Here is a 16,422-nt window from a genome sequence, read left to right as displayed (position 1 = left end):
GGCTTCAACGCAGCTTCAGCGTGGCCAGGCCCACGAGGCACAGCAGCATGGTGATGATCCAGAAGCGCACGACCACCTGGGTCTCGCGCCAGCCGCTCTTCTCGAAGTGGTGGTGCAGCGGCGCCATCTTCAGGATGCGCCGGCCCTGACCGAAGCGCTTCTTGGTGTACTTGAAGTAGGTCACCTGCGTCATGACCGAGATCGCCTCGACCACGAAGATGCCGCCCATCACGAAGAACACGATCTCCTGGCGCACGATGACCGCGATAGTGCCCAGCGCGCCGCCGAGCGCCAGCGCGCCGACATCGCCCATGAAGACCTGCGCCGGGTGGGTGTTGAACCACAGGAACGCCAGGCCCGCGCCGGCCATCGCCGAGCAGAACACCAGCAGCTCGCCCGAGCCGGGGATGTGCGGGAACAGCAGGTAGCGCGAGTAGACCGCGCTGCCGGTCACATAGGCGAACACGCCCAGCGCCGAGCCGACCATCACCACCGGCATGATCGCCAGGCCGTCCAGGCCGTCGGTCAGGTTGACGGCGTTGCTGGCGCCGACGATCACCAGGTAGGTCAGGATCACGAAGCCGATGCCACCCAGGGGATAGCTGATCTCCTTGAACAATGGCACCAGCAGGTTGATCTTGGGCGAGAACTCCAGCGCGAAGCCCGAGCGCACCCAGTCGGCGAACAGTTCCAGCACGCGCCAGTTGGAGCTCTCCGAGATGCTGAACAGCAGGTAGAAGCCGGCGACCAGGCCGACCAGCGACTGCCACATGTACTTCTCGCGCGAGCGCATGCCCTCGGGGTCCTTGCGCACCACCTTGCGCCAGTCGTCGACCCAGCCGATGGCGCCGAAGCCCAGCGTCACCCACAGCACGATCCAGACGAAGCGGTTGGCCAGGTCGAACCACAGCACGGTGGAGAACGCGATGGCGAAGAGGATCAGCACGCCCCCCATGGTGGGCGTGCCGCTCTTGGAGAGATGGGTCTCCATGCCATAGCCGCGCACCGGCTGGCCGATCTTGAGCAGGCTCAGGCGCCGGATCACGAACGGACCGGCGGCCAGGCCGAGCAGCAGCGCGGTCAGCGACGCCATCAGCGCGCGGAAGGTGAGGTACTGGAAGATCCGCAGGAACCCGAACTCGGGGGACAGCGTCTGCAACCATTGGGCCAGGCTCAGCAGCATGTCGTCTCACGCGGTGCATGACGATTCCTCATGGCCGGCCTCCCTGTTGCGGGCTCGCCGGAGCGGCCGTGGCGGCGATGGCCTGGGCCACCCGCTCCATGCGCATGAATCGCGAACCCTTGACCAGCACGCTGGCCGTGGCCGGCAGGCGCTCCAGCACCGCCGCGTCGAGCGTCTCGATGGCCTCGAAATGCCGGGCATCGGTGCCGCCGGCGGCGGTGAAGGCGGCCACGCTGGCGGCCGATTCCCGCCCGAGCGCGAACAGTGTCTCGATGCCGCGCCGGTGCGCCCAGGCGCCGACCTCGGCGTGGAAGTGCCCGGCCTGGTCGCCGACCTCCCCCATGTCGCCCAGCACCAGCAGGCGCGGACCCGGCAGCGATGCCAGCACCTCGATGGCGGCGCGCACCGAGTCGGGATTGGCGTTGTAGCTGTCGTCGACCAACGTCAGCGTGTGACCGTCGGCGCGCGCGATCTCGCTGGCGCGCGAGCGGCCCTTGACCGGTTCGAACGCGGCCAGTCCCTGGGCGATGTGGTCGAGCGACACGCCCGAGGCCAGCGCGCAGGCCACCGCCGCCAGGGCGTTGACCACGTTGTGGTGGCCGGCGATGCGCAGCGTCGTCGCCAGCGCGCCGAGCGGCGTGCGCACGCGGATCCGCCAGGCGCCCTGCTCCCACCGCGCGTCCTCCAGCGCGATGTCGGCATCGGCGGCGACGCCGAAGCTCAGGCAGCGGCGTGCCGCGCCCTCGTGCGCCAGGGAACGCCACAGGGGCGTGAATTCGTCGGCGTGCGGGAAGACGGCCGTGCCGTCGGCCGGCAGGACCGGGAACACCGCGCCGTTCTCGTGCGCCACGGCCTCGACGGTGGCCATGAACTCCTGGTGCTCGCGCTGCGCGTTGTTGACCAGCGCGATCGTCGGGCGGGCGATGGCCGCCAGCCGCGCGATCTCGCCCGGGTGGTTCATGCCGAGCTCCACCACGCCCAGCCGGTGCGCCGCGCGCAGGCGCAGCAGCGTCAGCGGCACGCCGATCTCGTTGTTGAAGTTGCCCTCGGTCGCGAACGCCTGGGCGTCGCAGGCGGCGCGCAGGATCGAGGCGATCATCTGCGTGACGGTGGTCTTGCCGTTGCTGCCGGCGACCGCCACCAGGGGCAGCGCGAACTGCGCGCGCCAGCCGGCGGCCAGCGCGCCGAGCGCGGCCAGCGTGTCGGGCACCTCCAGGCCGGGCAGGCCGGCGGCCTCGAGGCCGCCCCGGGCGATCGCCGCGACGGCGCCGCGCCCGCGCGCGGCGGGCAGGAAGTCATTGGCGTCGTGGTGTTCGCCCTGGAGCGCGACGAACAGGTCGCCCGCCATCAGCGTGCGGGTGTCGGTATGGACGCGCGAGAACGGCGTCGCGGGGTCGCCGACCAGCCGCGCGCCCGGGATCCACTGCAGCGCCCCACCCAGCGTGGTCATGGCGCTCATCGATGTGCTTTCTTCTTCAAAAACGAGACCTTCTCTGTGGTTCATGCGACGCTCCCGCGCGCAAGTGCATCGAGCGCATGCGCCCGATCGGAAAACGGAATGCGTTCACCCGCGATCTCCTGCCAGGCCTCGTGGCCCTTGCCGGCCACGAGCACGACGTCGCGCGGCGCCGCCTCGGCCAGCGTGCGCTCGATGGCGGCGGCGCGGTCGGACTCGACCCAGGCCGCCTCGGGACGCGAGAGACCGAGCAGGATCTGGCCCAGGATCGCCGCCGGCTTCTCGCTGCGCGGGTTGTCGCTGGTCAGGACGAGGCGGTCGGCGCCGCGCTCGGCGACGGCGCCCATCAGGGGCCGCTTGACGGCATCGCGATCGCCGCCGCAGCCGAAGACGCACCACAGCGCGCCGCCGCGCGCGGCCGCCAGCGGGCGCAGGCCGGCCAGCGCCTTGTCCAGCGCATCGGGGGTGTGGGCGTAGTCGACCACCACCAGCGGCCGGCCGGGCACCTCGACGCGCTCCATGCGACCGGGCACGCTGCCCAGCCGGCGGCAGGCATCCACGGCCTGCGCCAGCGTCAGGCCGAGGGCGCGCAGGGTGCCGATCACGCCCAGCAGGTTGGCGACGTTGTAGTCGCCGATGAGGGTGGTCTCCAGGCGTGGCGCCTGCTGCTGCGATGCGCCGGCGACCTCCGTCTCGCGCACCTCGAAGCCCAGGCCCCGGGCGTCGTAGCCCACGGCATGGGCCGACAGCCGCGCCGGCGCGCCGGCGGCCGAGACGGTCCAGACGTCGAGCGCGCCGGTGCCGCGGTCGATCAGTTCGCCGACCAGCGAGGCGCCATGGACGTCGTCGATGTTGACCACCGCAGCGCGCAGTCCGGGCCAGCCGAACAGCTCGGCCTTGGCCTGCCAGTAGGCCTCCATGCTGCCGTGGTAGTCGAGGTGGTCCTGGGTGAAATTGGTGAACACCGCCACCGCGATGCGGGTGCCGTCCAGGCGCCGCTCGGCGATGCCGATGGAGGACGCCTCGATCGCGCAGGCGCCGAACCCGCGATCGGCGAAGTCGCGCAGGGCGCGCTGCAGCGCCACCGGGTCGGGCGTGGTGAGACCGGTGTGGACCAGCTCCGGCGGCACGCCGATGCCGAGCGTGCCGATCACGGCGCAGGGCGTGGGCAGCAGCACCTCGGACTCGACGCCGCCGGCCTCCGACAGCGCCTGGGCCAGCCACCAGGCGGTCGAGGTCTTGCCGTTGGTGCCGGTCACCGCGATGACGTCGAGCTGGGCCGACGGCGCCAGGTGGAAGGCGGCGGCGATCGGACCGGTGGCGGCCTTGAGCCCGACATAGGCGGCGATGCGCTCGTCGTCGGACGCGACGCCGAAACCATCGGCGCCATCGACGAAGGCCTCGATGCCGGCGCGCTCGACCAGGCAGGCCACCGCGCCACGCGCCAGCGCCGCCGCGACATGCGCCCGCCCGTCGGTGGCCGCGCCGGGCCAGGCGATGAAGCCGTCGCCCGCGCCGATGGCGCGGCTGTCGGCCTGCAGGGTGCCGCGCACGCGGTCCTGCAGCCAGCGGGCGGCCTCGTGCGGGGTGTCGAAGGTCTTCATCATGGCGCGCGCATCCGGGGTCAGAAGCTCTCGTCCACGCTCTGCGTCACGACCAGCGGCTTGACGGCCAGGTCGGGCGCGACGTTCATCGTGCGCAGCGTCTGCTGCACGACCTCGCTGAAGACCGGCGCGGCGGCCAGGCCGCCGAAGTAGACGCCGTCGCTCGGCTCGTCGATCATCACGCCGACGATGATGCGCGGCTTGTCGATCGGCGCCATGCCGGTGAACCAGGCGCGGTACTTGTTGCTCGCGTAGCCCCGGCCGACCTGCTTGTGGGCCGTGCCCGACTTGCCGCCGACCGAATAGCCCACGGTCTGCGCCAGCGGTCCGGTGCCGCCGGGCGCCGCGGCCATCTGCAGCATCTTGCGCACCGCGCGCGCGTTCTCGGCCGAGAACACCGGCACGCCGACGGCCGGCTCGGGGCTGCGCAGGATGGTCAGCGGGATCAGCCGGCCGTCGTGCGCGAACGAGGTGTACGAGTGCGCCATCTGGAACAGCGACGCCGACAGGCCGTAGCCGTAGGCCATGGTCGCCTGCTCGACCGGCTTCCAGTTCTTCCAGGGCCGCACGCGTCCGGTGACGGCGCCGGGGAACTGTATCTGCGGCTTCTGGCCGTAGCCCAGCGCGGTGTAGGTGTCCCACATCTCGTGGGGGGTCATCTTCTGGGCGATCTTGAGCGCGCCGACGTTGCTCGACTTCTGGATCACGCCCTCGACGCTCAGCGTGCCGTAGTTGTGCGTGTCGCTGATGGTGAAGCCGCCGAGCTGGTAGCGCCCGGGACCGGTGTCGATCAGGGTCGACGGCCGGATGCGGCCGGCCTCCAGCGCCATGGCGACGGTGATCGGCTTCATGGTCGAGCCGGGCTCGAAGGTGTCGGTCAGGGCGCGGTTGCGCAACTGTTCGCCGGTGAGGTTCTGGCGCTTGTCGGGCACGTAGCTCGGATAGTTGGCCAATGCCAGCACCTCGCCGGTGATGGCATCGAGCACCACCACGCTGCCGGCCTTGGCGCGGCGCGCGATCACGGCGTCGCGCAGCTTCTGGTAGGCGAAGAACTGCACCTTGCTGTCCACGCTCAGCTGGATGTCCTTGCCGTCGAGCGGCGGCACGGTCTCGCCCACGCCCTCGACGACGCGGCCGAGCCGGTCCTTGATGACGCGGCGCGAACCGGCGCGGCCGGCGAGCTCGCGGTCGAACTGCAGCTCGATGCCCTCCTGGCCGCGATCCTCGACGTTGGTGAAGCCCACCACGTGGGCCGCGGATTCGCCGTTGGGATACTGGCGCTTGTATTCCTTGCGCTGGTAGATGCCCTTGATGTTGAGATCGGCGATCTGCTTGGCGATCGGCGCGTCGACCTGGCGCTTGATCCAGACGAAGGTCTTGTCCTCGTCCTCGAGCTTCTTGTCGAAGTCCTTCTGTGGCATCTCCAGCAGCTTGGCGACCAGCTTGAGCTTGGCCTTCACATCCGGATCGTCGCGCTCGATGTCCTCGGGGATGGCCCAGATGCTCGGGGCGATCACGCTCGAGGCCAGCAGCAGGCCGTTGCGGTCGAAGATGCGGCCGCGGTTGGCCGGCATGTCCAGCGTGCGCGCGAAGCGCACCGCGCCCTGGCGCTGGAAAAAGTCGTTGCCGATGACCTGCACGTAGGCGGCGCGACCGGCCAGCACCACAAAGCCCAGCGCGATGGCCGCGACGATGAAGCGGCTGCGCCAGACCGGCGTCTTGCTCGCGAGCAAGGGGCTGGTGGTGTACTGGACGCTGTGACCTCGGCGTGGCATCAGCCGGCCCTCCGGGTGGCGGTCGCCGCCGGCCGCGCGCCGGCCGGCGGCGCGGGCACGGCCTGCGGGATCGGCGGGATGACCGTGCCGTCCTGGCGCACGTACTGCGTGATGGCGGGCGTCGTGGTGCGCATCTTCAATTGCTCCTTGGCCAGTTTCTCGACCCGCAGGGGCGTGGCCTGCGCCTGCTTCTCGACCTGCAGCCGCTCGCCATCGACCTCCAGCCGGCGCCCCTCGGTGGTGAGGCGGTCGAGCTCGGTGAAGAGCAGGCGCGAACGGTATTCGGTGTGCACCAGGTAGAGCGCCGAGGCGAGCACGGCGATCAGCAGGAGGACGTTCAGGCGGACCATGCGCGTCAGGCCTCGTCGGTGCGCTCGGCCACGCGCAGGATCGCGCTGCGGGCACGCGGGTTGGCCGCCACCTCGGCGGCGGACGGACGGATGCGCGCGACGGCCCGCAGCCGCATCGCCTGGGGCGTGGCGAACGGCGCGCGGCGGTCGTAGACCTCCTTGGAGTGGCGGGCGATGAACTGCTTGACGATGCGGTCCTCCAGGGAATGGAAGCTAATCACCGCCAGCCGGCCGCCCGGCGCCAGCACCTTCAGGCTCGCTTCGAGTGCCTGTTGCAGCTCTTCAAGCTCGGCGTTGATGAAAATCCGAAGAGCCTGAAATGTGCGCGTTGCAGGGTTCTGGCCCGGCTCGCGGGTTTTGACCGTGCCAGCCACGAGCTCGGCCAGCTCGGTGGTGGTTGAAACTGGGCCCCGCTCCTGTCGGCGAGCATCAATCGCCTTTGCAATCTGAACAGCAAACCGTTCTTCCCCATAGTCACGAATCACCTCTGCAATCTGCTGTGTCTCGGCCGTCGCCAGCCACGCGGCCACGCTCTCGCCGCGCGTGGTGTCCATGCGCATGTCGAGCGGGCCGTCGAAACGAAAAGAAAAACCCCGTGCGGGGTTGTCGATTTGCGGCGAACTGATGCCCAGGTCCATGAGCAGTCCGGCGATGCCGGCGGGTTCGAGTTCGCCGAGGTTGGCGAAGCCCTGGTGCCGGATCGAGAAACGCCGGTCCTCGATGCGGGCGGCCGCGGCGATGGCTTCGGCGTCCTTGTCGAACGCGATCAGCCGGCCTTCCGGCGCCAGCCGCTCCAGCAGGCGCCGCGCATGCCCGCCGCGGCCGAACGTGGCATCGACGAAGGTGCCCGCGAGCGCCGACGCGGGACGATCGGCCACGAGCGCCTCCACCGCCTCGTCGAGGAGGACGGTCGTGTGGGTCCATGAGATGGGTTGGTCCAACGCGAATTCTCTCTGCCGCGTCAGAACGCGAGATCGTTGAAGGCGGCGGACTCGGCCAGCCCGGCGGCCAGGGCGCGTGCTTCCTGCTCGTCGTGCGTCGCCTTGTCCCACAGCTCGAAGTGGCTGCCCATGCCAAGCAGCAAGGTGTCGCGCTCGATGCGGGCGGCCGCGCGCAGCTCGGGCGACACCAGGATGCGGCCGGTGGCGTCCATCTGCACGTCCATGGCGTTGCCGATGAACAGGCGCTTGAGCCATTGGTCCTTCAGGGGCATCGTGGCCACGCGTTCGCGGAACTGTTCCCAGGCGGGACGCGGGAAGATCATCAGGCAGCCGTGGGGGTGACGCGTGATCGTGAGCTGGCCCTCGGCCGTGGCGGCCAGCACATCGCGATGCCGGGTCGGCACCGACAGGCGCCCCTTTGCATCCAGACTCAGCGATGAAGCGCCTTGAAACACGACCACGAAACCCTTTTGGTAGGACGGGCCGCGCGCCTCGACGAGACGGCATCCGGCACTTATTCCCACTTAACTGCACTTTTTTCCACTGTATCAGGGAAAGCCCCTCGTCGCGAGACGCGACGATGGCTTTTTTGATAATGGAATCAAGGACTTAGGAGAGTTTCTAAACCTGAACCCAAAGCGAATTCCGTTGCCGGGGAAGCACTTAGCTCTTGCACTGAAAGTGATGCGTGAACCGGCCCCCTCTCAGGGGGGATTCAGAGGATAAAACGCGACAAGTCTTCGTTATTACTTAAGGCCTCAAGTCGCTGCTCGACATAGCCGGCGTCGATCGTGATCGTCCGACCTTCGAGATGAGCGGCGTCGAAACTGACTTCGTCGAGCAGCCGTTCCATCACAGTCGACAGCCGGCGCGCGCCGATGTTCTCGGTCCGCTCGTTGACTTCGAACGCGATGCCCGCCAGCCGCGTGATGCCATCGGGTCTGAAATCGAGCGTCACGCCCTCGGTGGCCAACAGGGCCTGGTACTGCTTGACCAGCGACGCCTGGGTCTGCATCAGGATGGCCTCGAAATCGGACACGGACAATGACTGAAGTTCGACACGGATCGGGAAACGACCCTGCAGCTCCGGGATCAGGTCGCTCGGCTTGCTCAGGTGGAAGGCGCCGCTGGCGATGAACAGGATGTGGTCGGTGCGCACGACGCCGTATTTGGTGCTGACGGTGGTGCCCTCGACCAAGGGCAGCAGGTCGCGCTGCACGCCCTGGCGCGAGACGTCCGAGCCCTGCGCCTCGGCGCGCGTGGCCACCTTGTCGATCTCGTCGATGAAGACGATGCCGTTCTGCTCGGCGTTGTGGATGGCCTGGGTGCGGATCTCCTCCTCATTGACCAGCTTGGCGGCCTCCTCGTCGATCAGCAGGCGCATCGCCTCGGCGATCTTGAGCTTGCGCGTCTTGCGCTTGGTCTGGCCCATCTGGCCGAACATGCCGCGCAATTGCTCGGTCATCTCCTCCATGCCGGCCGGCCCCATGATCTCCAGCGGCATGCGGTTCTCGGCCAGGTCGAGCTCGATCTCCTTGTCGTCGAGCTGATGCTCGCGCAGCTTCTTGCGGAAGGCCTGGCGCGTCGGATTGCCGGCATCGCCCGCCGTGCCGCCGGCCGAGGCGCCGCTGCCGTCGCCCAGGCGGGCCGGCGGCAGCAGGACGTCGAGGATGCGGTCCTCGGCGGCGTCCTCGGCGCGGGCGCGCACCTTGACGCTCTCCTTCTCGCGCGTCTGCTTGACGGCGATCTCGGCCAGGTCGCGGATGATGGAGTCGACATCCTTGCCGACATAGCCGACCTCGGTGAACTTGGTCGCCTCGACCTTGATGAAGGGCGCATCGGCCAGCCGGGCCAGGCGGCGCGCGATCTCGGTCTTGCCGACGCCGGTGGGGCCGATCATGAGGATGTTCTTGGGCGTGATCTCCACGCGCAGCTTCTCCTCCACCTGCTGGCGGCGCCAGCGGTTGCGCAGGGCGATGGCCACGGCGCGCTTGGCCTGGGGCTGGCCGACGATGTGGTGGTCGAGTTCGGAGACGATCTCCTGGGGCGTCATCGACATGGTCAGAGCGTCTCCACGGTGTGGTTCATGTTGGTGTAGATGCACAGGTCGCCGGCGATCTCCAGCGACTTCTTGACGATCTGCTGCGCCGTGAGGTCGCTGTGCTGCAGCAGGGCCTTGGCCGCCGCCTGGGCATAGGCGCCACCCGAGCCGATGGCGACGATGCCGTCCTCGGGTTCGAGCACGTCGCCGTTGCCGGTGATGATCAGCGAGGTGGTGGCGTCGGCCACGGCCAGCATCGCCTCCAGGCGGCGCAGCACGCGGTCGGTGCGCCAGTCCTTGGTCAGTTCGACGGCGGCACGCGCGAGCTGGCCCTGGTGCTTCTCGAGCTTGGCCTCGAAGCGCTCGAACAGCGTGAAGGCATCGGCGGTCGCGCCGGCGAAGCCGGCCAGCACCTTGCCGTGATGCAGCCGGCGCACCTTGCGCGCCGTGCCCTTGATGACGATGTTGCCGAGCGTGACCTGGCCGTCGCCGCCGATGGCGACCTGGTCGCCGTCGGGGGTCTTGCGGCGCACGCTGACGATGGTGGTTCCATGAAATTGTTCCATCGCAGGCACTTTGGGATGGGGCCGCGCAATGCAAGACCGCGCCACCGGGCATTGACGTCCCCGCCCGCCGAGGCGCCGCGATCGCGGCGCCGGGTCACGAACGCAGGGTGACGTCGGCGTGCTCGGTGACGCCGACCACGCGCAGGAACGCCGCCACCAGCCGGTGCGCGCCGGCCAGGCGCACGCGCTGGCCCTGGGCCTCGCGCGCCACGACCCAATTGAGCAGCGCGCCGGCGGCCGCGAAGTCCAGCCGGACCAGGGCGTCGCAGGCGACGATGGCCGGTCCGTGGGCGGTGGCCGCGCCCTGGCGCGCCAATGCCGCATCGAGCCGCGTCCAGACCGCCGGCGACTCGCCGGCGAGTTCGCCCGAGAGCATCGCACGCGCGGCCTCGGCATCGAGCGGCGTCGATCCCGCCGCGCCGGCATCGGCCGGCGCTCCGACATCGAGGTCGAGGTCGAGCGCCATCTCCAGCATCGCATAGCGCCCGACCGGTTCCTCCCAGGCGGGCGGCGCGGCCTCGTAGGTGATGCAGTAGTGCAGCGCGGCGAGCTCGAAACGGTCGACGGCATGCGTCACGCGCAGGGCGGCCAACCGCAGCTGCCACCAGGCCTGGGAGACCTCGCGATCGCCCAGCGGCGTGGCGCGTTCGAGCACGGTGTCGAGCCGGTCGGCGCCATGGAAGCGCAGGTCGACCGGCGAATCGGCCCAGTGGGCGAACAGCACCCGCAGCGGACCCGTCGCATCGGCATCGATCGCCGTCAGGGCGCGCCAGTCGAGCGTCCAGGACGGTCCGGCGGCCGACAGGGCGCGCGTCAGCTGAGACAGGTCGGAGCGGGTCAGCCGCGAGGGACTGTGCCAGTCGGCGGCCGGCACTTCCTCGGGCTCCTCCCGCTGCTCGACCGTGTCGAACAGGGCCTGCGTGATGGCGAGATCGGCCGCGCGCACCGGCAGCGAGGTCCAGGCCGGTGGCCGGTGGCGCAGGCGCTGCGCGTAGCGTTCGGCCGCGGCTTCGAACCTGGCCGCCTCGCCGGTGGCGCAATACAGGTCCAGCAGGGCGAGCCAGGTGTCGCCGTGGTGCGCCAGCGCGCCGTCGTCGCCCAGCATCTGCAGCAGCACCGCCTCGGCGCCGGCGTCGTCCCGGTTCGAGAAACGCAGCGCGGCCTCGTCGAGCGCGCTGTCGTAGATCGCCGAGACGACCAGCGCGTCGTCGGCGTCCGCCGCGACCGCGACGGCCTCGGCCGGCGGGGATGGTTCGGCGCCGCGGGCCGGGGGCGACATGGATGGCGGCTGGGCCGGAGGCTGGTGATCGGGCTGGATGCCGGGCGTGGTGTCGGCATAGGCGCGCGCGCGCTGGGCCGCCAGGACCTCAGGATGGACCACCGAATCGGCGCCGTCGCCGGCCTTCGGATCGCTCTTCCACCAGTGCCTGGACATCTGCGCCTCGATCTCGTCGATCTTGCGCAGGGTCTGCGCCCGCTCCTCGTTGCGGCCCGGCGCGGTGCCGGCGGACAGGGAGGACAGCGGATCGAGGTCGGTGACGGTGCCGCCGCCGCGCTGGCGCAGGCGCCGCAGGGCATCGAACTCGCGCCGCCGCACCGCATCGTTGCGCTGGCGCCGCTCGATCATCTCGCGCACCATCTCGCGGCTGTAGTTGGGCTCCCCGGCCGCGGGCTCACGCACGTCGAGATCGGCCCAATCCTTGAGCGGATTGCGCACGAATTTCGCCATCTTGGACAGCAGGCGGCTGGGTTCGTCCTTGGGCATGCGGCGGGTGGGAGGGGCGCGGGCGGGCGTCGGCGACGGCGCGGCTTCAGTCGCCGAACATCTTCTGCTTGAGCTCGCGCCGCTGCTGGGCCTCGAGCGACAGCGTGGCCGTCGGGCGGGCCAGCAGGCGGCCGACGCCGATGGGCTCGCCCGTCTCGTCGCAGTAGCCATAGTCGCCGGCGTCGATGCGCTGGATCGACTGCTCGATCTTCTTGAGCAGCTTGCGCTCGCGGTCACGGGTGCGCAGTTCGAGGGCGTGCTCCTCCTCGATGGTCGCGCGGTCGGCCGGATCGGGCACGACCACGGTGTCCTCGCGCAGGTGCTCGGTGGTCTCGCCGGCGTTCTCGAGGATGCCGCGCTTGAGTTCGATCAGCTTGAGGCGGAAGAACGCCATCTGCTTCTCGTTCATGTACTCCGTGTCGGGCATGGCGATGACTTCGGCGTCCTCCAGCTCCTCGGGCGACTTGGTCTTCCAGTTGTTGGCGAGCTTGGGGTCCTTCTTGACCGCCATGGGCGGCGGCGGCACCAGCGCCGTCGAAGCGGTCTGCGTGAAGCTCGACTTGGCGGCCGTCGAGGCGACCGACTGCGCCATCGAGGGCACGGTCAGCTGCGACAGGCGCGAGACGCGTCCGCCACGGGCAGCGGGCGCAGCGGGAGCGGCGGCGGGAGGTGTCGCCGGGGGCGTCGGGGTGGCGGCAGCCGTTTTTTTCATGGGAGCGGTGATGCGGATGGGACGGCGCGAGCGCCGGCGGGTTGATGGGACGAGGCAGCCGCGCGGGCTGCCTTCGATGGATCCGGGGCCTGCGCCGCCGTCGGTGCGCGGACGGCCGTCGAGACGTTCGCGGCAAGGTGGCTCATGGTGGCTGGCTCCTTCGGAAGGCGGCTGGAACACGGGATTCGCAGGCCGGAAAACCGTGTCATCCGTCTGGCGCGCCCTTGCGGGCAGGCGATGCGCCGGCTGCGCGACAGGCGCGAGATTGTATATAGAAGTGGTTTTCTAGACAGTGCTTTCGTTTTCGGAATCAGACCAGGCTTTGGTCCAGTCCCTGCTCCAGGATTTCCCGTGGCAGATCGATGCCGATGAACACCATCCGGCTCTGGCGCGCCTCGTCCGGACCCCACTGCGGCCCCAGGTCGCTGCCCATGAGCTGGTGCACGCCCTGGAAGATCACCTTGCGGTCGGTGCCCTGCATGTGCAGCACACCCTTGTAGCGCAGCATGCGCGGCCCGTAGATGTTGACCACGGCGCCGAGGAAATCCTCCAGCTTGGCCGGATCGAAGGCGCGGTCGGCCTTGTAGACGAAGCTCTTGACGTCGTCGTCGTGGTGATGGTGGTGGCCGGCGTGACCGTGGTCGTGCGCGTGCGAGGGATGGTCGCAGGGCTCGCCCGGCGCGTGGTCGTGGCCCGCGTGATCGTCGTGGGCGTGCGTCTCGTCCTTCAGGAAGTCCGGATCGATGTCGAGCTTGGCGTTCAGGTTGAAGCCGCGCAGGTCGAACACGCTGGCGAGCGGCACCTCGCCGAAATGCACCTTCTGCTGCGGCGCGCGCGGATTCATGTGCTTGAGGCGATGGATCAGCGCCTCGGTCTCGTCGGCCGAGACCAGCTCGCTCTTGCTGATGAAGATCTGGTCGGCGAAGCCGACCTGGCGGCGCGCCTCCTGGCGGTCGTCCAGTTGCTGCGGTGCGTGCTTGGCGTCGACCAGCGTCAGGATGGAGTCGAGCAGGTAGCTCTCGGCGATCTCGTCGTCCATGAAGAAGGTCTGCGCCACGGGGCCGGGGTCGGCCAGGCCGGTGGTCTCGATCACGACGCGGTCGAAGTCGAGCAGGCCCTTGCGCTTCTTGGCCGCCAGCAGCTGCAGCGCCTCGCGCAGGTCCTCGCGGATGGTGCAGCAGACGCAGCCGTTGCTCATCTGCACGATCTGCTCCTTCGACTCGGTCACGAGGATGTCGCTGTCGATGTTCTCCTCCCCGAACTCGTTCTCGATGACGGCGATCTTCTGGCCGTGCGCCTCGGTGAGGATGCGTTTGAGCAAGGTGGTCTTCCCGGAGCCGAGGAAGCCGGTGAGGATGGTGGCGGGAATGAGTGCCATGCGATGCCTTGGTCGAAAACTGGGGAATCCGGCAGTTTATCGACTGGCGCCCGAAGTTGCTGCTCCCCGGGATTGCGCCTCCCCACGAGGTAGCGCCATCGAACCGGCCGTCGCGTCGCCATGCCCGGCCGCCGATGCGGAACCTCGCGACCGCCCCACGGGAAGGGAGTCCGATCAGCCGGGCGATGCGACGATCCGGTGGCTCCGCATCCACCTCGAGGCAGCGACGCCCAACGGCTTCTCGATCCACCAGTAGCACAGGATGCCAGCGGCCGAGCAGCATGCCAGCGACAGGCTCATCCACAGGCCGGCGGCCTCGAACGAAGGCTGCAGCACATCGAGCCTGACCCACACGACACGCAGGATGCCGAGCGTGAAGATATGGGTCAGATAGATGGAGTAGGAGGCATCGCCGAGCAATTTCAACCCGCGGTTGGGCAGATTGCCGAATGGCACTCTCAGCACCCCGACGATGACCAGACCGGCACCCGCGAACGGCAGATACGGCGCGCCCGGCAATTCCCTGCACGTCTGAAGAATGACCAATCCCGCCAGAACGAAAAAGAGGGCAAGGTGGGCGGGGATATCGATTCGCTTCGTCGCATGCAGCTCGCCGATCACGAATCCCAATGCGAATTCCAGCAGCAGGGGGTTCGTACAGGAGATGGCAATGGCATCCGTGAATGGACCGAAGGCGATATTCGTTCCGACCAGGAGCGCCATGACGGCCGGCACCGCCACGGGCCTGTGGACCCTGGGCAGGAAAAGACACAGCGCGAGCACGAGGTAGAAGAACATCTCGTAATTCAGTGTCCAGCCAGGAACCAGGAGCGGCCGGATCGAATCCGGAATGCCGGTCGAATAATGCGGGATGAAGAACAGGCTCTTGATCAGCGCATCGGGACCGATGACCACGGTCTTGAACAGCGCAGGTTGCGCCAGGGCGAACGCAACCATCAGCAGGGTCAGGAACCAGTAGAGCGGCACCACGCGGACCAGGCGCCGGATCATGAAATCGATCGGGCCGCCTTCGCTCTGGCGTGTGGTGATGGCCATGATGAAGCCGCTCACGACGAAGAAGAGGTCGACCCCCGTCGCGCCGAATGCGCTGAAGAAGGTCGGAAACCACTCGTCGAGTCCGGGCACCTGATGCCGGGCGTGATGCCAGACGACCATCAATGCGGCGATGCCGCGAACGTATTGGATGGATCGAATCGTGGGGGACGATGTATTCACGACGGTGCTCGATGTTGACGGATCGCGATGCCAGTCATCGACATTCACCGGGCATCACTTTGCGTGCGAAATCGAACTCTATCTGTGATTAGAACTAATGTTTGATTAATTTAATGCGACTTTTCGCAAATGATTCAAAGGCTGGCATCGCCTCAAGAAATCATATTTTTCTTAAATGCAATTCCCATATTTGCGGCTATGTGAATTCATGTCCGCTTTTGCGGGCGGGTCGTCTCGGCGAGAACGAGAGACGCCGCCTTTCTCCCGCCCGTGCCGGCTGATCGAATCCGACCGCCTGTCGCGGCGGCGGCGTGCGGTGCCAGGAAGCGCGAGCGATGGGCCGGGACGACCGAGGCTCAGCGCGGGTCCTCGTCGTCCTCGACAGCCGGCGGCGCCGAGGTGGCCGAGCGCGACGCCGCGCCCCGCTCGGGCATCGCCCGGGCGCGCGGATGCGCCGCGTCGTAGGCCTTGGCCAGATGCTGGAAATCCAGCCGCGTGTAGACCTGCGTGGTGGTGATGTTGGCGTGGCCGAGCAGTTCCTGAACGGCGCGCAGGTCGCTGCTCGACTGCAGGACGTGGCTCGCGAACGAATGCCGCAGCATGTGCGGATGGACGGTGGCGGCCAGGCCGGCCCTGACGCTGCGGGCCTTGAGCATCTTCCAGACCGCGTGCGCCGAGAAGCGCGCGCCATGGCGCCCGATGAACAGCGCCCGCGCATCGGCCGGGTCGCGCGCCTGCGCCGCCGCCGTCGCCAGGCCGTCCTCGCGCACCACGAGCCAGGCCGCCAATGCCTCGATCGCCTTGCCGCCCACCGGCACCACGCGCGGCTTGCTGCCCTTCCCGATGACGTGGGCGTCGCGGGCATCGGCGTCGATCCAGCCACGCGCCTCGCGGCTCGCGCGCACGTCGAGGTCGACCAGCTCGGCCACGCGCAGGCCGCAGCCATAGAGCAGCTCGACGATGGCGCGGTCGCGCGTCTCGGTCCACGGATCGGCATCGGCGTCGCGCAGTTCGGCCAGCCGCACGGCATCGTCGACCGACAGCGCCTTGGGCAACGGCCGTCCGGCCTTGGGCGCGCGCACGTCCTGCACCGGATTGACCTCGATGAGCCGCTCGTGGCCCAGCCAGCGGTAGAAGCTGCGCCAGCACGACAGCACCAGCGCGATGCCGCGCGGCTCGCGTCCGGCACCGTGGAGCTGCGCCATCCAGCGCCGCACGTGGGCGGTCTGGACCCGTTCCAGCGCGACCCCGGTCTCGGCGGCGCGCGCGGCCAGCGCGTCCAGGTGCTCGGCATAGATGTCGACCGTGCGCGCCGCCAGGCGCCGCTCGACGCGCACGTGCGTCAGGTAGCGCTCGATCAGCGGTGGGCGCGCCACGGGATCGGCGGCTTCGGCGGTGGCCGTCGGGCGGGTCAT

General features: G+C 69.0%; 14 protein-coding genes. All 14 read right to left on the bottom strand.

Annotated features, from left to right (window positions below; genetic code table 11):
* Positions 1-4: 4 nt before the first annotated feature.
* Positions 5-1,183: a phospho-N-acetylmuramoyl-pentapeptide-transferase gene (mraY, locus tag AC1MLT_RS14515; protein WP_481032900.1), complete on the bottom strand. Its 1,179-nt coding sequence runs from the start codon at positions 1,181-1,183 to the stop codon at positions 5-7.
* Between the two features lie 28 nt (positions 1,184-1,211).
* Positions 1,212-2,642, bottom strand: a complete 1,431-nt coding sequence (locus tag AC1MLT_RS14510) for a UDP-N-acetylmuramoyl-tripeptide--D-alanyl-D-alanine ligase (protein WP_481032899.1) — start codon at positions 2,640-2,642, stop codon at positions 1,212-1,214.
* 41 nt (positions 2,643-2,683) lie between these two features.
* Positions 2,684-4,243, bottom strand: coding sequence for a UDP-N-acetylmuramoyl-L-alanyl-D-glutamate--2,6-diaminopimelate ligase (locus AC1MLT_RS14505; RefSeq protein WP_481035034.1), 1,560 nt, complete (start codon positions 4,241-4,243; stop codon positions 2,684-2,686).
* Between the two features lie 20 nt (positions 4,244-4,263).
* The gene (locus tag AC1MLT_RS14500; protein ID WP_481032898.1) at positions 4,264-6,018 is read right to left on the bottom strand and encodes a peptidoglycan D,D-transpeptidase FtsI family protein; all 1,755 of its coding nucleotides are present in this window, start codon (positions 6,016-6,018) and stop codon (positions 4,264-4,266) included.
* Entirely contained in the window at positions 6,018-6,368 is a 351-nt protein-coding gene (gene ftsL, locus AC1MLT_RS14495) for a cell division protein FtsL (protein ID WP_481032897.1), read from the bottom strand. The genes AC1MLT_RS14500 and ftsL overlap by 1 nt, the downstream gene beginning before the upstream one ends.
* Positions 6,369-6,373: 5 nt before the next feature.
* A complete protein-coding gene (gene rsmH / locus AC1MLT_RS14490; RefSeq protein ID WP_481032896.1) occupies positions 6,374-7,309 on the bottom strand; it encodes a 16S rRNA (cytosine(1402)-N(4))-methyltransferase RsmH in 936 nt (311 codons plus the stop codon).
* A gap of 20 nt (positions 7,310-7,329) precedes the next feature.
* On the bottom strand, positions 7,330-7,764 hold the full coding sequence (mraZ, locus tag AC1MLT_RS14485; RefSeq protein WP_481035033.1) for a division/cell wall cluster transcriptional repressor MraZ: 435 nt from the start codon (positions 7,762-7,764) through the stop codon (positions 7,330-7,332).
* Positions 7,765-8,024: 260 nt separating this feature from the next.
* Positions 8,025-9,368 (bottom strand): ATP-dependent protease ATPase subunit HslU, encoded by a 1,344-nt coding sequence (gene hslU, locus AC1MLT_RS14480; RefSeq protein WP_481032895.1) that lies wholly within the window; start codon positions 9,366-9,368, stop codon positions 8,025-8,027.
* Between the two features lie 2 nt (positions 9,369-9,370).
* Positions 9,371-9,916, bottom strand: coding sequence for an ATP-dependent protease subunit HslV (hslV, locus tag AC1MLT_RS14475; protein ID WP_481032894.1), 546 nt, complete (start codon positions 9,914-9,916; stop codon positions 9,371-9,373).
* 94 nt (positions 9,917-10,010) lie between these two features.
* On the bottom strand, positions 10,011-11,681 hold the full coding sequence (locus AC1MLT_RS14470) for an STAS domain-containing protein (protein ID WP_481032893.1): 1,671 nt from the start codon (positions 11,679-11,681) through the stop codon (positions 10,011-10,013).
* A gap of 46 nt (positions 11,682-11,727) precedes the next feature.
* Positions 11,728-12,393: an RNA polymerase-binding protein DksA gene (dksA, locus tag AC1MLT_RS14465; protein WP_481032892.1), complete on the bottom strand. Its 666-nt coding sequence runs from the start codon at positions 12,391-12,393 to the stop codon at positions 11,728-11,730.
* Positions 12,394-12,703: 310 nt separating this feature from the next.
* Complete coding sequence (locus tag AC1MLT_RS14460; protein ID WP_481032891.1) at positions 12,704-13,771, bottom strand: CobW family GTP-binding protein; 1,068 nt, start codon at positions 13,769-13,771, stop codon at positions 12,704-12,706.
* A gap of 174 nt (positions 13,772-13,945) precedes the next feature.
* Positions 13,946-15,055, bottom strand: coding sequence for an acyltransferase family protein (locus AC1MLT_RS14455; protein WP_481032890.1), 1,110 nt, complete (start codon positions 15,053-15,055; stop codon positions 13,946-13,948).
* A 308-nt stretch (positions 15,056-15,363) separates the two neighbouring features.
* On the bottom strand, positions 15,364-16,422 hold the full coding sequence (locus tag AC1MLT_RS14450; protein WP_481032889.1) for a tyrosine recombinase XerC: 1,059 nt from the start codon (positions 16,420-16,422) through the stop codon (positions 15,364-15,366).

It is taken from the genome of Variovorax sp. PEI5 (assembly GCF_056679935.1).
The sequence above is the reverse complement of the archived record's forward strand: the minus strand, read 5'-3'. Positions and strand labels throughout refer to the sequence as shown.